The organism is Rhodococcus sp. MH15 (assembly GCF_019266045.1).
Classification (GTDB): domain Bacteria; phylum Actinomycetota; class Actinomycetes; order Mycobacteriales; family Mycobacteriaceae; genus Rhodococcus_F; species Rhodococcus_F qingshengii.
In genome coordinates this window covers 991,951-1,006,174 of sequence record NZ_LPNP01000061.1, presented here as the reverse complement: position 1 = coordinate 1,006,174, position 14,224 = coordinate 991,951, and the positions used below count along the sequence as shown (strand labels likewise).

Below are 14,224 nucleotides of genomic sequence, written 5' to 3'. Positions count from 1 at the left end.
CCGGATACTCAGCCCGCCGTGATTTGCGCCGTGACCGCGCCACTGAGCTGCGCGAGGTCCGTCGGAGCCAGCTCGATTTCGAGGCCGCGTCGGCCGGCGCTGCAGAGAACGCGGTCCCAGTCGAGCGCCGACGCATCGATCACGGTCGGCAGTTTCTTGCGCTGGCCGAGCGGTGAGATACCGCCGAAGACGTAGCCGCTCGAGCGCTCGGCTTCGGCGCGATCGGCCATGACGGCTTTGCTCGCACCGAGGGCAGCGGCTGCAGCCTTGAGGGAGAGCTTGTCCGGGACCGGCAGAACCGCGACGGCGAGCTTGCCGGTGTCGAGTTTGACGACCAAGGTCTTGAAGATCTGGGCAGCCACGACACCTGTCGACTCTGCCAGTGCAGTGACCGCCTCGTCGCCGAAAGATTCGGCGCGAGGATCGTGGTCGTAGCTGTGGACGCGGTGCGGTGTCTTCGACTTGTCGAGAAGTACGGTCGCAGGGGTCGCTGTTCCGGCCATGAGGAACACCCTATGTGGATCGCCGACAGGTGCATCCGACCAGGCCGGGAACAGAGTCGCTGACTCCCGTGTTGGTACCAGTTGATGAAACTTGTCCCGAGAAGCGAAGGAGCGACCGTGCTGGCTGTGTGTGAGCCACCACCGGCCCGTGGGTCGGATCTTCAGTTGGCGGTAACCTTGATCCCTACGGCTAGTGAAGGGATCAGAGTGCTGGAACACGACCGGCCCAAGGACGAACCGTCAGGGGTAGCTGAACCTATCGACGGCGCAGTGTCCGAAACGCCCGAAACTGCGGATGAGTTGATTGCCCGGTTCGAGCGCGACGCGCTCCCGCTGCTCGACCAGTTGTACGGCGCTGCCCTGCGCATGACGCGGAATCCGGCTGATGCCGAGGATCTCGTGCAGGAGACGTACGTCAAGGCGTACACCGCTTTCCGTTCGTTCCGTGCCGGTACCAACCTGAAAGCCTGGCTGTACCGGATTCTCACGAACACCTACATCAACTCGTACCGCAAGAAGCAGCGCCAACCCGCGCAGTATCCAACGGACGAGATCACCGACTGGCAGTTGGCCGCCACCGCCGAGCACACTTCGACGGGGCTGCGATCGGCCGAGGTGGAGGCGCTCGACGCGTTGCCTGACGACGACATCAAGGCGGCGCTGCAGTCGCTTCCCGAGGAATTCCGTATGGCCGTGTACTACGCCGATGTCGAAGGATTCCCGTACAAGGAGATCGCGGAGATCATGGGCACACCCATCGGAACGGTGATGTCGCGACTGCACCGTGGTCGCAAGCAATTGCGTGGTCTTTTGGCCGATGTCGCAAAAGACCGGGGATTCAATCGGGACGGCGCGGTCGACACAGCCACAGTCGCAGCCACCGAGACGGAAGGTGTCACACGATGAGTGAGCAGGACGAATTCGAAAGGCTCGACTGCTCGGCAGTCATCGCCGACGTCTGGTTGATGCTCGACGGTGAATGCGACGATTCAAGTCGTGCTCGCCTGCAGCGTCATATCGACGATTGTGGATCGTGCCTCGAGGCCTACGGGATCGAAGAGAAGGTCAAGAGCCTGATCAACCGTAAGTGCGGTGGAGACCACGCGCCGGAAAGCCTGCGTCAGAGGCTCACCGTCGAGTTGCGTCGGACCATCGTCATAACGACTACCGAAACCGACAGCTAGCCCGTCAGCGAAGATCTGAGCGGCAGCAGTCGGAAGGCAGTAACGCCGAGGGGCGGGGAAGCAATGCTTCCCCGCCCCTCGGACGTTTTGTTGCGCTACATGTCAGGCGTTTGGACGCTTGCCATGGTTAGCGGCGTTGCCCTTACGGCTGCGCTTCTTACGACCACGCTTACCCATGATTGGTCTCCCTTCTGTTTCTTTCGCGTCATTGTTTCACGCCGATGCCGGTGTGGTTCCATTGGCAGGTCGATCGAGTGATCCGTCGACGTATTTTCGTGGTCAGAGTGCAGTTCCGACAGAAGTGAGGTTCACGATGGCAGAAGACGTGCGCGCCGAGATGGTTTCGACGGTCTACCAGGTCGTCGTGAGCGAGGGAGACGTCGTTGCGGACGGCGACACCCTGGTCATCCTCGAATCCATGAAGATGGAGATTCCCGTCCTGGCCGAGGTTCCGGGAACGGTGACGACGGTGGGCGTCAAGGTCGGCGACGTGATTCAGCAAGGCGATCTGATCGCCGTGATCTCCTAAGCCGGACGATGTCCACTCTCAGCGACCTCCTCGCCGAACACACCGACCTTCCCGGTGCGGCGGTCGACCATCTCCAGCGCGTCGTGGGGGAGTGGCAACTGCTCGCCGACCTCTCCTTTGCCGACGTTCTCTTGTGGGTGGGCACCGAATCGGAGAAGAACCGATCCGAGGGGACGGTCATCTGCGTCGCGCATTGCCGGCCGACAACGGCATCGACGGCTTTTCCGGAGGATGCGGTCGGAACGGTCGTTTCCGAGTCCGAGCACCCGCAGGTTCTTCGCGCTCTCGTGGAGGGCCGCGTCGTGCGCGGGGAAGACGAGACGTGGCGTGAAGGAATGCCGCCGCGTCGGGAAGCCGTTCCGGTGCGTCTGGACGGGCGAGTCATCGCTGTTCTGAGCCGCGACACCAACCTGTCGCACCAGCGAGCGCAGAGTCCGCTCGAACTCGCGTATCTCGATTGCGCCGAAGACCTGTGTCAGATGATCAGCGACGGAACCTTCCCGATCCGAGAATCGCGCTCCGACACGAACTCGAGCCCACGTGCGGGCGACGGCTTCATCCGTCTCGATACCGAAGGCACAGTCGTCTATGCCAGCCCGAACGCGCTCTCGGCCTATCACCGGATGGGTCTGAGTTCGGATCTGGTGGGTCAAGACCTCGCAGCGCTGACCCGTTCGTTGGTCACCGACCCGTTCGAGTCTCAGGAAGCTGCGGGATACATCCGAGATACGTTGGCGGACAAGCCCGGTCGCCGTATGGAGATCGAGGCGCGCGGGGCGACCGTTCTGCTGCGGGCCCTGGTTCTCAAGCCTGGCGGCCGGCATGTCGGTGCTGCGGTCGTCGTCCGCGACGTCACCGAGGTCAAGCGTCGTGATCGCGCTCTGCTGAGCAAGGACGCAACCATCCGCGAGATTCACCATCGAGTGAAGAACAATCTGCAAACCGTCGCGGCGCTTCTGCGTCTACAGGCCAGGCGAACCGGCAACGACGAAGCGCGACAAGCGTTGACAGAGTCGGTGAGACGCGTGACGTCCATTGCCCTCGTTCACGACACCTTGTCGATGTCGGTGGACGAAGAGGTGGATCTCGACGAGGTGATCGACCGGTTGGTTCCCATGCTCTCCGATGTCGCGGGAGTAGGTGTGCCGGTGACGATTCGGCGTGAGGGCAGTTTCGGAGTGTTCTCCGCCGAGCGCGCCACCCCGCTGGTCATGGTGCTGACGGAGTTGGTGCAGAATGCGATCGAGCACGCTTTCGATCCGGGTGTGACCGGCACGGTCACACTCAGTGCCGAGCGTTCTGCACGCTGGTTGGACGTGATCATCCACGACAACGGGCGCGGCCTGCCGGAGAACTTCGACCTCGAGAAATCCGATCGCCTCGGACTCCAGATCGTGCGGACTCTGCTGGGAGCCGAGCTCGGTGGCTCGCTCGGACTGCACCCGGGAAGCGGAGGCGGTACCGACGCGGTTCTGCGTGTGCCGCTCGGTAGACGTTCTGCGCGTTACTGATTCGAGCAGCGTTAGCGATTCGAGCAGACAAAAAGCCCGGCACCATGTGGTGCCGGGCTGTCGTCTTCGACTGTGCAGAGGGGCTGTTCTCCGCCGCGAGTCGAACGTCTCGGTTCTACCTAGACGGAAGTGCGTGCACGGGTACGTGCGTTACGACGCTTGAGTGCGCGACGCTCGTCTTCGCTCATTCCGCCCCAGACGCCTGCATCCTGGCCGGACTCGAGAGCCCACGACAGGCACTCGGCGGTGACGGGGCAGCGGTTGCAGACAACCTTGGCATCAGCGATCTGAGCGAGGGCCGGTCCGCTGTTTCCCACGGGGAAGAACAGTTCGGGATCCTCGTCGCGACAGATTGCGTTGTGGCGCCAGTCCATCTTTTTTCGCTCCTTAATTGGGTGTGTATTCACACCATTTGGTACCAATGAGTTTGTGTGTGCGTCATCAATGTTTCCGCACTGTTACTTGTGAATGCTTTCACGAACTCGCGGTATGTCAATAGGTTTGAACGGGTTCGTGGGCCAACTCACTAATTTGTGACACACCTGACGGCCACCTGGGCGTCACCGGCATTTTACCCGATTTCGACCTTTTGGCACCAGAGTTTTTGCAGGTCAAACGTGTTGCCTGACTCACGTAGTAATCGGTGCGAACACTTCCAGTGCATCCGGGACCGAGGTGAATTCGACCTTTTCACGAAGTCCGATGTAGTCGCCGTCCATCTGCAGTCCGATCGGTCGCGACGATTCGATGGTGATTGTCGGGACGTTGTCGGTGCGTAAGAGGACCTTCGATTTCGGCTCCGCGCCGCGTGCGAGTAGTTGCCGCACAACCCGCAGAGACGGCAGAACTTTGGTGCTCGTCATGGCGAAGATGCCGAGTCCACTGTCGAAGGTCGTTCCCGGATTGGTGTGTACGGGACGCTCTTCCAGATATGTCCACGGGCTCGAGTTCGACACGAACGCGTAGTGGACTCCGGAGACGGGATCCTGATCGGGAAGGTGGACGGTCAGCGCTGGTTCGGCTCGCTTGGCACGGAAGAACGCCGCGATCGCGGTTCGGACATACCGGGCGGGTGTGGCGGCGTCACCGTTCTTACGGCTGGCGTCGACGGCCTCGCACACATCGGCGTCGAGGCCCATTCCGGCGTTGAACGTGAACCAACGGTTGTCGCAGTGTGCGAGCCCGATTCGGCGCCTGGTCCGTTCGGAGAGGAGGTCGACGAGTTGGTTCGTGGCGTCGATCGGGTCGGCGGCAATACCGAGTGAGCGCGCGAAAACGTTTGCCGAGCCGCCTGGGACGACAGCGATCGTCGGGATCGGACCGACCGGAACCGATTTCATCGACGCGGGATGCGGTGACCCGAGCAGTCCGTTGACCACTTCGTTGACCGTTCCGTCGCCACCGTGGACGATCACCGAGCCGAAGCCGTCTTCGTGGGCTTCGCGCGCCAGTTCGGCAGCATGACCCCGATGTGTGGTGTGCGCCACAGTAAGTCGCACCCGACTCTCGAGGGCGTGTGCCAACAGGTCACGACCGGCAGCGGTGGTGGAGGTGGCATTGGGGTTGACGATCAGCAGTGCGCGCACGGGGCATGAGCCTATCCGGTGTCGTGTTCTAGGCTGGCCTCGTGCCGAATACCGCCAGTCCGAACGCCCTGCCCAAGACAGTCACATGGGCGGGTGCCCTCGTGACGCTTCAAGGGCTGGTTGCCGCCGGGTTCGCGATCGTCGCAGTGATTCGCGGTGCAACCGGCCACGATCAGAGCGTCACCAACGGATACGGATTTGCCGCGTGGGTCGCGATCCTCGGCGGCGCGGTGTTGGCTGCCGGTATCGCTTTGCTGACGGGCCGCCGGTGGGGCCGGGCAATCGCCGTCGTCGCGCAGTTGCTGCTCCTGCCGGTCGCCTGGTCGCTCCTGACCGATTCGCATCAGGTGCCGCTCGGCATCGTTCTGGGTGTCGTCGTTCTCGGCGCTCTGGGCTGCCTGTTCTCGGCTCCGACGTCTCGATGGATGGCAGCGGAGTACGGAGCGTACGCAGACGAGGTGTCGCCGGAAGAGGGGCGCCCGGACGAGACCGAAGAGCCGCGGGACAAGTAGGACGGAACGCCTACGCTGCTTCAGACCTACTCAGCTTCCGCTCTACTCAGCTTCGGCGGCGAGAGCTCCGAGGTGAGTACCGGTCAGGCGATACGTGGTCCACTCCGTCTTCGCGTCGGCACCGAGTGACTCGTAGAACTTGATCGAGGGGGTGTTCCAGTTGAGCACCGACCAGGACAGCCGGGTGTAGTCGTTGTCGGTGCACTCCTTGGCGAGCGCGGCCAGAAGAGCCTTCCCGTGGCCTGATCCGCGCTGACTGGGCTTGACGTACAGGTCTTCGAGGTAGATGCCGTGAGCGCCGTCCCACGTCGAGAAATTGCGAAACCACAATGCCATGCCGACGACGTCGTCGGCCGAATTCACAGCGACGTGCGCGAAGGCCGTCGCGGCCGGCCCGAACAACGCCTCGCCGATCTGTTCCGCCTTCACGGTGCACTCGTCGAGGGCCTTCTGGTAGTCGGCCAACTCGTAGATCATGTCGGTGATCGGCTGGACGTCTGCGGGCGTGGCGCGTCGGATCATAGGGAGAATCTTAGGCCTCAAGCCTCGACGAGCGGCGGCACGTTGTGATGGACGAGGTGGGTGGCGCCGTGCTCGTAACCGAGAACCGAGTAAGCGCCGGGGGACAAGGCGAAACGCTTTCCTTCCGTCACCGGGAGCTCGAGCCAGCGGGCGATGAGTGCGCGTGAGAAGTGGCCGTGCCCGATCAGGATCACGTCGCGTTCGGGTAGTTGCGAACGCACCATCGACAGCACCATGTCGGTCCGGGCGTGGATCTGATCGGCCTGCTCGCCGCCGGGGCACGGGTGCGTCCAGACGGTCCAATCGGGCACCGTTGCGCGGATCTCGGGCGTCGTGAGGCCTTCGTAATCGCCGTAGTCCCATTCGGACAGTGCATCCCAGGTTCGCTCTTCCGGCAGGCCGGCGAGATCACCCGTCAACTGTGCGCGCAGCCGCGGACTCGTCAGAATCATGGGGTTCCGGAGGTCGAGGGTTCGCAAGCGATTTCCGGTCGCGGTTGCCTGCATCTCGCCGAGCGGAGTCAGCGGAACCTCGGTCCGGCCCGTGTGTTTCCCGGTGCGTGCCCACTCGGTTTCACCGTGTCGCATGAGTACGACGCGAGCACCGAGGGGGATCGACGAGGGGGCGGACTGGGACGTCATGTCGACCATCATTGCAGGCTGCCTCGCGTGTGTAGCTCGCCTCCTGGCGCGAAGTGCGCAAGGATCTACGTGTGACGACGGTTCTCGCAGTGGCGAATCAAAAGGGCGGCGTGGCTAAAACCACCACCGTCGCTTCTCTCGGTGCGGCTTTGTCCGCGCTCGGACAACGAGTTCTGGTGGTGGATCTCGACCCGCAGGGCTGCCTGACGTTCTCGCTCGGACACAACCCGGATCGCCTCGAGCGTTCGGTCAACGAGGTCCTGGCGGGTGATCTCGACGCGGTCGACGCCGTGCTGAAGACGGACGACGGTATGGATCTCCTGCCGGCCACGATCGATCTCGCGGGCGCCGAAGCGCTGCTCCTGATGCGACCCGGTCGAGAGTTCGCGCTCAAGCGGGCGCTGTCTCCGCTCCTGGGCTCTTACGACGTCATCATCATCGACTGCCCACCGTCGTTGGGTGTGCTCACACTCAACGGATTGACTGCGGCGCAGTCGGTTCTGGTTCCACTGCAATGCGAAACCCTCGCACACCGCGGCGTCGGACAGCTGCTGCGTACGGTTCGTGAAGTCCAAGCCATCACCAACCCGGATCTTGTTCTGCTCGGCGCACTTCCGACTCTGTACGACGCTCGAACCACGCACAGTCGCGACGTGCTCGCCGATGTCAGCGACCGCTACTCCCTGGCCGTTCTGGCGCCTCCGATCCCACGCACCGTCAAGTTCGCCGAGGCGTCCGCGTCGGGCGCGACGGTCCTCGCCGGACGAAAGAACAAGGGTGCGGATGCCTATCGTGAACTCGCGGACAATCTCGTAAAGCATTGGGCTGGAAACGAAGTCGTGACTTTCGCGCCGGAGCTGGCGATCTGAGGAAGGTGAGCTTCTAGCGCAGCGCGAACAAGGTATCGCCGCGCTGTTCCAGAATCGTCTCGCCCGCACTGGCGAGCACGATCGGTGTCGCCGTCTCACCGCGGTCGACTGCGATCATGCGCTGCACCGCTCCGTCCGACGGACTGACGGCTGCAATGCCGCCCGGAACGGGGATGAGCATCTGACCGGCAACCATGCTTCCGGGTCCGGACGTTCCGTTGACGATCCACGTCGGAGCCAGATCGCTCAGGCGCAGGTTGACGGTCTGCGAGCCGGTCCACCACGTGATCGAAGCCTTGTCGGCGTGGGTGCGGGCGCCTTCGGTCACCGTTCCCTCGATCGGATAGTCGACGATCGGATTGCCGGTTCCGTCGAAAATGGTGATGCGAGAAACGGTTCCGTTGGCGGCAGGGAGGTAGACTGCCGTCTTTTCGCCGGCCACGGCAAGCAGGCGGGCGCCCTCGGAGTCGAGGAGAATCGCGGATCCGTACTCTTCGGGTTCCTGGGCGTCCTTCGGTGCGGGATTCATCACCGTCAACCTGTTGGAGGCTTCACCGGGGCAGCGCTCGAGTACCGAGACTCGGTTGGCGCTCGACGCAGCGTCGAGCAGCGTGCATCCGGTGCGGGGTTGCTTGTTGGGGTTGACCTTCGCGTCGACCCGGCCGTACTCGAGGGTTCGGACGAGGTCCGAGCGCCACAGCTCCATTCGCTCACTGCCGCGCGAAATCAGGTAGGTGCCGTCCGCTGAAAGGCTGACCGCGGAATCGGCGTCGCTGTTGCGCTGGTCCTTTCGGGCGCCGGTGTCGGCGACCAGCGACGTGACCTGAGAGCAACCGCGATCGTCCTGATAGACGCTGACGACGCGATCCCACGAACCGATCGCGCCGCACAGCGGAATGTTGCGCGCGTATCGCCATACTTCTTCGCCCGTTGCCGGATCGCGGCCGATCACCTCGGAGCCGTCGGCGGTGACGACGGCATTTCCGACGGTGATCGGTGCCGTCGAGTCGGCACTGGGAGATTCCCACGTCTGCTTCAGGATGTCGGGTAACAACACCGACGTCGACAGAGGTGGGAGTGGAGATTCGGCGGTGACCGAGGTGGTTCCGCGCGCATCACTGCGCAACCACACAACGGTCACCGCCACGATTACGGCCAGCGCGATTGCCAGCGCACCGATCACATCTGAGCGAGTACGCCTTTCGGGAGCCAGCACATCGGCAGCTTACTCTGCGGCGCCTGCCGTCGCGGAAGCCGCGGGGCGACGACGCCGACGGCGACGCGGCTTGGCCGCTCCGTCTTCGTCCGAGTTCTCGGCAGCGGTTGCCGCGGGTGCCGAAGGGGGAGCTGTGGTGGCGCCGGCGGTGGTGGACGTCGGGGCGTCGGTCGAAGCGCCGGCGCGGGTGCGGCGACGGGTCCGGTTGCGGCGGGGAGCGGCCTTCTCTTCGTTGCCGTCCGAGTCGGTCGACTTCGGCGCGTCTGCTTTTTCCGTTGCTGCCTTGTCCGTTGCTGCCTTCTCAGGTGCGGCCTTGGCCTTGCGAACAGTGCCCTTGGCATCGGCCGGAATGGACAACTCTTCGTAGAGGTGCGGCGAGCTGGAGTAGGTCTCGACCGGGTCGGGGATTCCGAGGCTCAGTGCCTTGTCGATGAGCTGCCAGCGAGGGATGTCGTCCCAGTCGACCAGCGTGACGGCGATGCCGGTGCGTCCGGCGCGGCCGGTACGACCGATGCGGTGGACGTAGGTCTTCTCGTCCTCGGGGCACTGGTAGTTGATGACGTGGGTGACGTCGTCGATGTCGATACCGCGGGCAGCGACGTCGGTGGCGACCAGAACGTCGACCTTGCCGTTACGGAAGCCCTTCAGCGCCTTTTCACGGGCGATCTGTCCGAGGTCACCGTGGACGGCACCGACGGAGAAGCCGCGTTCCGCGAGATCGTCGGCCACCTTCTGGGCTGTGCGCTTGGTGCGGGTGAAGATCATCGTCGCGCCGCGGCCTTCGGCCTGCAGGACGCGGGCGACCATCTCGGCCTTGTCGAGCGCGTGTGCACGGTAGATGTGCTGGCTGGTGCGATCGTGCACCGCGGAGGATTCGGCCTCTTCGGCGCGGATGTGCGTCGGCTGCGTCAGGAAGGTACGAGCCAGGGTGATGATCGGGCCGGGCATCGTCGCGGAGAAGAGCATCGTCTGACGCTTGTCGGGGACCATGCCCATGAGGCGTTCGATGTCGGGGAGGAATCCCAGGTCGAGCATTTCGTCGGCCTCGTCGAGGACGAGAACGCCCACCTTGCCCAGGATCAGGTGCGACTGGTTGGCGAGGTCGAGCAGGCGACCCGGGGTGCCGACGACAACGTCGACGCCCTTCTGGAGTGCCGAGATCTGCGCCTCGTACGGACGGCCGCCGTAGATGGGCAGAACCTGGAGACCACGATCGCCGACGCGGAGGTACTTGCTGGCGTTCTCGAGGTCGCGGGCGACCTGGATGCACAGCTCGCGGGTGGGAACGATGATCAGAGCGCGGGGCGTGCCGTCGAGAACAGCTGTGCCGTTCTCGGCGGTGACGATGCGATGCAGGAGCGGGACGCCGAAACCGAAGGTCTTGCCCATTCCGGTGCGGGCCTGACCGATGAGGTCGTCACCGGCGAGAGCCAACGGAAGGGTGAGTTCCTGGATGGCGAAGGTGCGCTCGATGCCGATCTCGTTCAGTGCGCGGACGATTTCGTCGCGGACACCGAGTTCGGCGAAGCTCGGGGGTACATGGGTGTCGTCGAGCTGGACGGAAACGGTGTTCTCGGTTGCTTCGTCTTCGTGGTCGACAGTGATCTTGCTCAGGGGACTAGCCTTTCCTCGTGGCGGTACGCACGCACAAGGTAAGGGGCCAGGCCGTAAGTCGGCCGATGTCGATGCCCTCTTTTTCTTCGGTCATGCCTACGCCTCAGCACTGAATTCCACTCGGACGAATTCGAACCGTCCGGAGATCTCGGCGAAGCGGGCGACAACCGTCGATGCAGGTGCGCGCACATTATCGGTGGGGTTCGTGTGAATACAGCCGTCCCGGCTAACCAAATGGCCCGGGGGAACTGGCGAACTCCCAAGACCATTGTAGCTGCACGTTGTCCGTCCCTCGCGATGACATGTCGAAGATCACCGAATCGGACATGCGGTCCTTGCCGGTCGCGTCGGCCGTCGAAGCACTACAGTTCGTAGTCATGGGCGCACACGATCTTGATGCTTCGACGGACGCTGGAACCGGAGGCCGAGTCGCTTCCGATCACCCTGGCGTGATCGATTTGTTTGCCGTTCTCGCGTATGGCGAGATTTCGGCGTTCTACCGCTTGGCGGAGGACGCACAAATGGCACCGGACCTGCGAGGCAAGGTGGCGTTCGCCAGCATGGCCGCCGCCGAGATGGACCACTTCGAGACTCTGGAAACGGCGTTGACGGAACGTGGCCACGAGATCTTCGCCGTCATGGACCCGTTCGTTCGAGCTCTCGACAACTACCACGCGTCGACGACACCGTCGACGTGGCTGGAATCGCTCGTGAAGGCGTACGTCGGCGACGGAATCGCTGCCGACTTCTATCGCGAGATCGGGCACTCCCTCCCGGCGGATGTCGCGGAAATCGTCGAGGACGTGCTGTCCCAGACGGGCCACTCGGAGTTCGTGGTGCTCGAGGTGAAGGCAGCAGTGGAGGCCAGTACTCGCGCCAAGGACCGGTTGATGCTGTGGGGACGCCGTCTTCTGGGGGAAGCAATCACGCAGGCACAGTTCGTGCTGGCGCAGCGTGAAGATCTCACCGATCTGGTGATCTCCGCCTCCGGCGACCTCAACGGAGTTGTCGCGTTGTTCGACGGCATGCAGGCAAAGCATGCCGAGCGGATGGCGATTCTCGGACTCGTCTAGGTGCCTGTTCGCTCTGGGCACAGCGTGCAGAGGAGCGTGGGCGGTCGTTGCTGCATTAGCCTTGCGTCGACAACGGATGTAATTCACGAACAGTTCGGAGGTTGACCGTGGAGGTCAAGATCGGTGTAATCGACAGCCCGCGTGAGCTCATCGTCAACAGCGAACAGACCCCTGACGAGGTCGAGACACTGGTCGCGGCTGTCCTCGGTGGCCGCGAGCCGGTTCTGGCTCTCGTCGACGACAAGGGCCGCAAGTTCCTGGTGCAGGCTTCTCGTGTGGCGTACGTGGAGATCGGTCCGTCCGATATCCGCAAGGTCGGATTCGCGCCTACCGTCTGACGCGTAGCTGTAACAGCAGAATGGGCGGGCAGTCGTGAGACTGCCCGCCCATTCTCGTTCGGGTTCGGGTTCCGGTTACTTCGTTTCGGCTTGCAGCGGCACGTGTGAGAGACCGCCCCACGCGAGGGTCACGGTGATTTCCACGGCTTCTTCCTTCGGGATCGGCCGCGCGGCTTCGAGCCAGTACCGCGCAGTGAACTGGCTGGCACCGACAAGGCCGACCGCAAGGATGCGCGCACGGTACGGATCGAGTCCGGAATCCTGACTCACCAGGTCGAACACGGCGTCGACGCAGGCTTCGGTGGCTTGTTCGACGCGTGTCTGGACCTGAGGTTCGCCCATGATGTCGGACTCGAACACCAGGCGGAAGCCCTGGGAGTCGTTGTCGACGAAGTCGAAGAACGCCTGGACCGCGGCGCGGACACGCTGTTTGTTGTCCGTCGTCGATCGCAGGGCCTGGCGTACACCCGAGATGAGGCTGTCGACGTAACTCTGCAGGACTGCGACGTACAGTTCGAGTTTGCCTGGGAAATGTTGGTACAGAACTGGCTTGCTGACACCGGCACATTCGGCGATCTCGTCCATGCCGGCCGAGTGGTACCCGTTCGCAACGAATACCTCACTTGCAGCTGCGAGGAGCTGGAGGCGGCGCGCATCGCGGGGGAGGCGGGTGCTGCGACGTGTTCCGGCAGGCTTGCCAGCCGTTGTACCGCGATCGGAGTCAGTCCGATCCGCGAGTTCTGTCATGTCGCTTCCAATCTGAGCAAAAGTAATTCGGTCGGCGCGCGGATCCGCGAGTCGCGTGTGCGTACCCGCCAGTATCCTCCGTCACACCGGTCGTAGCCGAATGAACGATACCGTGTGTCGCCCGGGCGAGTCGCGCGTGCCTCGGTGAGCGAGACCAGCGGTCTTTCTCGTTACAGGACGGGCTGCCATGACACGCCAGGACCAGCAAGTTTCGGTCAGCCCGGGCGAGCGACTTGCCGTGTGTGAGATTCTGGACGACGTGACTGACCCAGGGGGACCGCGCATGCGTGGACGAACTACGCAGAACCCTGAACGTGAGGAACGTCGAATGCGTAGCGGAACTGGAGCGCCTCGCGACGAACGTCGGCCGGAGGTGCCGGATGATCGTGCCTACGGCGAACGCGACTATCGCGGCATTTCCTCCCATCAGCCTTTGCGCGCCCAATGGGATCCGACCAAACGAGAAGTGGGCCGAACCCCGCGTAATCCGCGACCGGACCGGGCAGCGCGAAAGCAGAGCAAGCTCGGGCGCTTCGTCTCGACCTACGGTTGGCGGGCCTACGCGATTCCGGTTCTCGTGGTGCTCACCATTCTTGTGATCGTCGATGCGGTACGGCCGGACGCCACAGACTCCGCGAGCAAGACGTCGGCCACCGCCGACCTCGCGCACAGCACCGACGGAACCGATGTCATCGGTGCCCCACCGGCCGGAGACGGAACTTTTGCCTCGTCGATACCGTCCGGTGCCCTTCCCGACGGTGGTCCGTTCACCGTCGCGGGGGGTGGAACGTGGCACGTCGTACCAGGTACGACGGGCAAGGTCGGACAGGGAACCGAACGCGAGTTCACGTACACGGTCGAGATCGAGGACGGCGTCGACACGACCGGCTTCGGCGGAGACGAATCGTACGGACGCATGGTCGACCAGACACTGGCCAATCCGAAGAGTTGGACCAACGATCCCAAGGTCGCGTTCCGGCGCGTCGACGCCGGCGAGCCGGACTTCCGGATCTCCTTGACCTCACAGATGACGATCCGCGAAGGCTGTGGATACGAAATCGAACTCGAAGGATCCTGCTACAACCCGAGCATGGACCGAGTCCTGCTCAACGAACCGCGATGGGTGCGAGGCGCCATTTCGTTCCAGGGCGACATCGGCTCGTATCGGCAGTATCAGATCAATCACGAGGTCGGCCATGCCATCGGATACGCCGCTCATCAGCCGTGCGAGACCGAAGGCGGACTCGCACCGATCATGATGCAGCAGACCTTCGGAACCGCGAACAACGACATCGCTAGGCTTGATCCCGAGGGCGTCGTTCCGATGAACGGACTCACGTGCCGCTTCAATCCGTGGCCGTACCCCCGAGCGTGACCGG

General features: G+C 63.5%; 18 protein-coding genes. 9 read left to right on the top strand and 9 right to left on the bottom strand.

Annotated elements, in window-relative coordinates; genetic code table 11:
• Positions 1-8: 8 nt before the first annotated feature.
• The gene (gene ybaK, locus ATN37_RS12655) at positions 9-503 is read right to left on the bottom strand and encodes a Cys-tRNA(Pro) deacylase (protein WP_058039127.1); all 495 of its coding nucleotides are present in this window, start codon (positions 501-503) and stop codon (positions 9-11) included.
• A 207-nt stretch (positions 504-710) separates the two neighbouring features.
• On the opposite strand from ybaK, the gene ATN37_RS12650 reads away from it, so the two are divergent.
• Together ATN37_RS12650 and rsrA are read left to right on the top strand one after the other, a co-directional pair.
• Positions 711-1,409: a sigma-70 family RNA polymerase sigma factor gene (locus tag ATN37_RS12650; RefSeq protein WP_042922166.1), complete on the top strand. Its 699-nt coding sequence runs from the start codon at positions 711-713 to the stop codon at positions 1,407-1,409.
• Complete coding sequence (gene rsrA / locus ATN37_RS12645; RefSeq protein ID WP_003940722.1) at positions 1,406-1,687, top strand: mycothiol system anti-sigma-R factor; 282 nt, start codon at positions 1,406-1,408, stop codon at positions 1,685-1,687. The genes ATN37_RS12650 and rsrA overlap by 4 nt, the downstream gene beginning before the upstream one ends.
• Before the next feature lie 102 nt (positions 1,688-1,789).
• On the opposite strand, the gene ATN37_RS33145 is transcribed toward rsrA, so the two are convergent.
• Positions 1,790-1,864, bottom strand: coding sequence for a 50S ribosomal protein bL37 (locus ATN37_RS33145; RefSeq protein WP_022597109.1), 75 nt, complete (start codon positions 1,862-1,864; stop codon positions 1,790-1,792).
• A 136-nt stretch (positions 1,865-2,000) separates the two neighbouring features.
• Between ATN37_RS33145 and ATN37_RS12640 the strand changes: the two genes are divergently transcribed.
• Both ATN37_RS12640 and ATN37_RS12635 read left to right on the top strand, forming a co-directional pair.
• Entirely contained in the window at positions 2,001-2,216 is a 216-nt protein-coding gene (locus ATN37_RS12640) for a biotin/lipoyl-binding carrier protein (protein ID WP_007731208.1), read from the top strand.
• 8 nt (positions 2,217-2,224) lie between these two features.
• On the top strand, positions 2,225-3,727 hold the full coding sequence (locus tag ATN37_RS12635; RefSeq protein WP_003940890.1) for a sensor histidine kinase: 1,503 nt from the start codon (positions 2,225-2,227) through the stop codon (positions 3,725-3,727).
• Positions 3,728-3,846: 119 nt separating this feature from the next.
• Here the strand turns inward: ATN37_RS12635 and ATN37_RS12630 are convergent, their stop codons facing one another.
• The gene (locus tag ATN37_RS12630; protein WP_003940950.1) at positions 3,847-4,101 is read right to left on the bottom strand and encodes a WhiB family transcriptional regulator; all 255 of its coding nucleotides are present in this window, start codon (positions 4,099-4,101) and stop codon (positions 3,847-3,849) included.
• Positions 4,102-4,356: 255 nt separating this feature from the next.
• Positions 4,357-5,313 carry a diacylglycerol kinase family protein gene (locus ATN37_RS12625; RefSeq protein WP_218695209.1) on the bottom strand — a complete coding sequence of 319 codons (957 nt, stop codon included), beginning with the start codon at positions 5,311-5,313 and terminating at the stop codon, positions 4,357-4,359.
• 41 nt (positions 5,314-5,354) lie between these two features.
• Here ATN37_RS12625 and ATN37_RS12620 point away from each other — a divergent pair, with 41 nt between their 5' ends.
• Positions 5,355-5,825, top strand: a complete 471-nt coding sequence (locus ATN37_RS12620; RefSeq protein WP_019747799.1) for a membrane protein — start codon at positions 5,355-5,357, stop codon at positions 5,823-5,825.
• 42 nt (positions 5,826-5,867) lie between these two features.
• On the opposite strand, the gene ATN37_RS12615 is transcribed toward ATN37_RS12620, so the two are convergent.
• Positions 5,868-6,347: a GNAT family N-acetyltransferase gene (locus ATN37_RS12615; RefSeq protein WP_003940724.1), complete on the bottom strand. Its 480-nt coding sequence runs from the start codon at positions 6,345-6,347 to the stop codon at positions 5,868-5,870.
• Between the two features lie 17 nt (positions 6,348-6,364).
• Positions 6,365-6,988 carry an acid phosphatase gene (locus ATN37_RS12610; RefSeq protein ID WP_080552758.1) on the bottom strand — a complete coding sequence of 208 codons (624 nt, stop codon included), beginning with the start codon at positions 6,986-6,988 and terminating at the stop codon, positions 6,365-6,367.
• A 71-nt stretch (positions 6,989-7,059) separates the two neighbouring features.
• On the opposite strand from ATN37_RS12610, the gene ATN37_RS12605 reads away from it, so the two are divergent.
• Positions 7,060-7,857 carry a ParA family protein gene (locus ATN37_RS12605; protein WP_030535000.1) on the top strand — a complete coding sequence of 266 codons (798 nt, stop codon included), beginning with the start codon at positions 7,060-7,062 and terminating at the stop codon, positions 7,855-7,857.
• 13 nt (positions 7,858-7,870) lie between these two features.
• Here ATN37_RS12605 and ATN37_RS12600 read toward each other — a convergent pair whose 3' ends face one another.
• Together ATN37_RS12600 and ATN37_RS12595 are read right to left on the bottom strand one after the other, a co-directional pair.
• Positions 7,871-9,073 (bottom strand): PQQ-binding-like beta-propeller repeat protein, encoded by a 1,203-nt coding sequence (locus ATN37_RS12600; protein WP_218695208.1) that lies wholly within the window; start codon positions 9,071-9,073, stop codon positions 7,871-7,873.
• 9 nt (positions 9,074-9,082) lie between these two features.
• On the bottom strand, positions 9,083-10,687 hold the full coding sequence (locus ATN37_RS12595; protein WP_063316629.1) for a DEAD/DEAH box helicase: 1,605 nt from the start codon (positions 10,685-10,687) through the stop codon (positions 9,083-9,085).
• Between the two features lie 377 nt (positions 10,688-11,064).
• On the opposite strand from ATN37_RS12595, the gene ATN37_RS12590 reads away from it, so the two are divergent.
• Positions 11,065-11,760 (top strand): ferritin-like fold-containing protein, encoded by a 696-nt coding sequence (locus ATN37_RS12590; RefSeq protein ID WP_029255047.1) that lies wholly within the window; start codon positions 11,065-11,067, stop codon positions 11,758-11,760.
• Positions 11,761-11,867: 107 nt separating this feature from the next.
• On the top strand, positions 11,868-12,098 hold the full coding sequence (locus ATN37_RS12585) for a DUF3107 domain-containing protein (protein ID WP_003942312.1): 231 nt from the start codon (positions 11,868-11,870) through the stop codon (positions 12,096-12,098).
• A 75-nt stretch (positions 12,099-12,173) separates the two neighbouring features.
• Here the strand turns inward: ATN37_RS12585 and ATN37_RS12580 are convergent, their stop codons facing one another.
• Entirely contained in the window at positions 12,174-12,845 is a 672-nt protein-coding gene (locus ATN37_RS12580) for a TetR/AcrR family transcriptional regulator (RefSeq protein ID WP_003942309.1), read from the bottom strand.
• Positions 12,846-13,173: 328 nt separating this feature from the next.
• Here ATN37_RS12580 and ATN37_RS12575 point away from each other — a divergent pair, with 328 nt between their 5' ends.
• Positions 13,174-14,220, top strand: coding sequence for a DUF3152 domain-containing protein (locus tag ATN37_RS12575; protein ID WP_007731223.1), 1,047 nt, complete (start codon positions 13,174-13,176; stop codon positions 14,218-14,220).
• The last annotated feature ends 4 nt before the right edge of the window (positions 14,221-14,224 follow it).

Bases quoted from the DNA above. Each gene is read 5' to 3' on its own strand.
- ybaK (WP_058039127.1), bottom strand. From the start codon at position 503: ATGGCCGGAACAGCGACCCCTGCGACCGTACTTCTCGACAAGTCGAAG.
- rsrA (WP_003940722.1), top strand. From the start codon at position 1,406: ATGAGTGAGCAGGACGAATTCGAAAGGCTCGACTGCTCGGCAGTCATC.
- ATN37_RS12640 (WP_007731208.1), top strand. From the start codon at position 2,001: ATGGCAGAAGACGTGCGCGCCGAGATGGTTTCGACGGTCTACCAGGTC.
- ATN37_RS12635 (WP_003940890.1), top strand. From the start codon at position 2,225: ATGTCCACTCTCAGCGACCTCCTCGCCGAACACACCGACCTTCCCGGT.
- ATN37_RS12630 (WP_003940950.1), bottom strand. From the start codon at position 4,101: ATGGACTGGCGCCACAACGCAATCTGTCGCGACGAGGATCCCGAACTG.
- ATN37_RS12615 (WP_003940724.1), bottom strand. From the start codon at position 6,347: ATGATCCGACGCGCCACGCCCGCAGACGTCCAGCCGATCACCGACATG.
- ATN37_RS12610 (WP_080552758.1), bottom strand. From the start codon at position 6,988: ATGACGTCCCAGTCCGCCCCCTCGTCGATCCCCCTCGGTGCTCGCGTC.
- ATN37_RS12590 (WP_029255047.1), top strand. From the start codon at position 11,065: ATGGGCGCACACGATCTTGATGCTTCGACGGACGCTGGAACCGGAGGC.
- ATN37_RS12580 (WP_003942309.1), bottom strand. From the start codon at position 12,845: ATGACAGAACTCGCGGATCGGACTGACTCCGATCGCGGTACAACGGCT.
- ATN37_RS12575 (WP_007731223.1), top strand. From the start codon at position 13,174: ATGCGTAGCGGAACTGGAGCGCCTCGCGACGAACGTCGGCCGGAGGTG.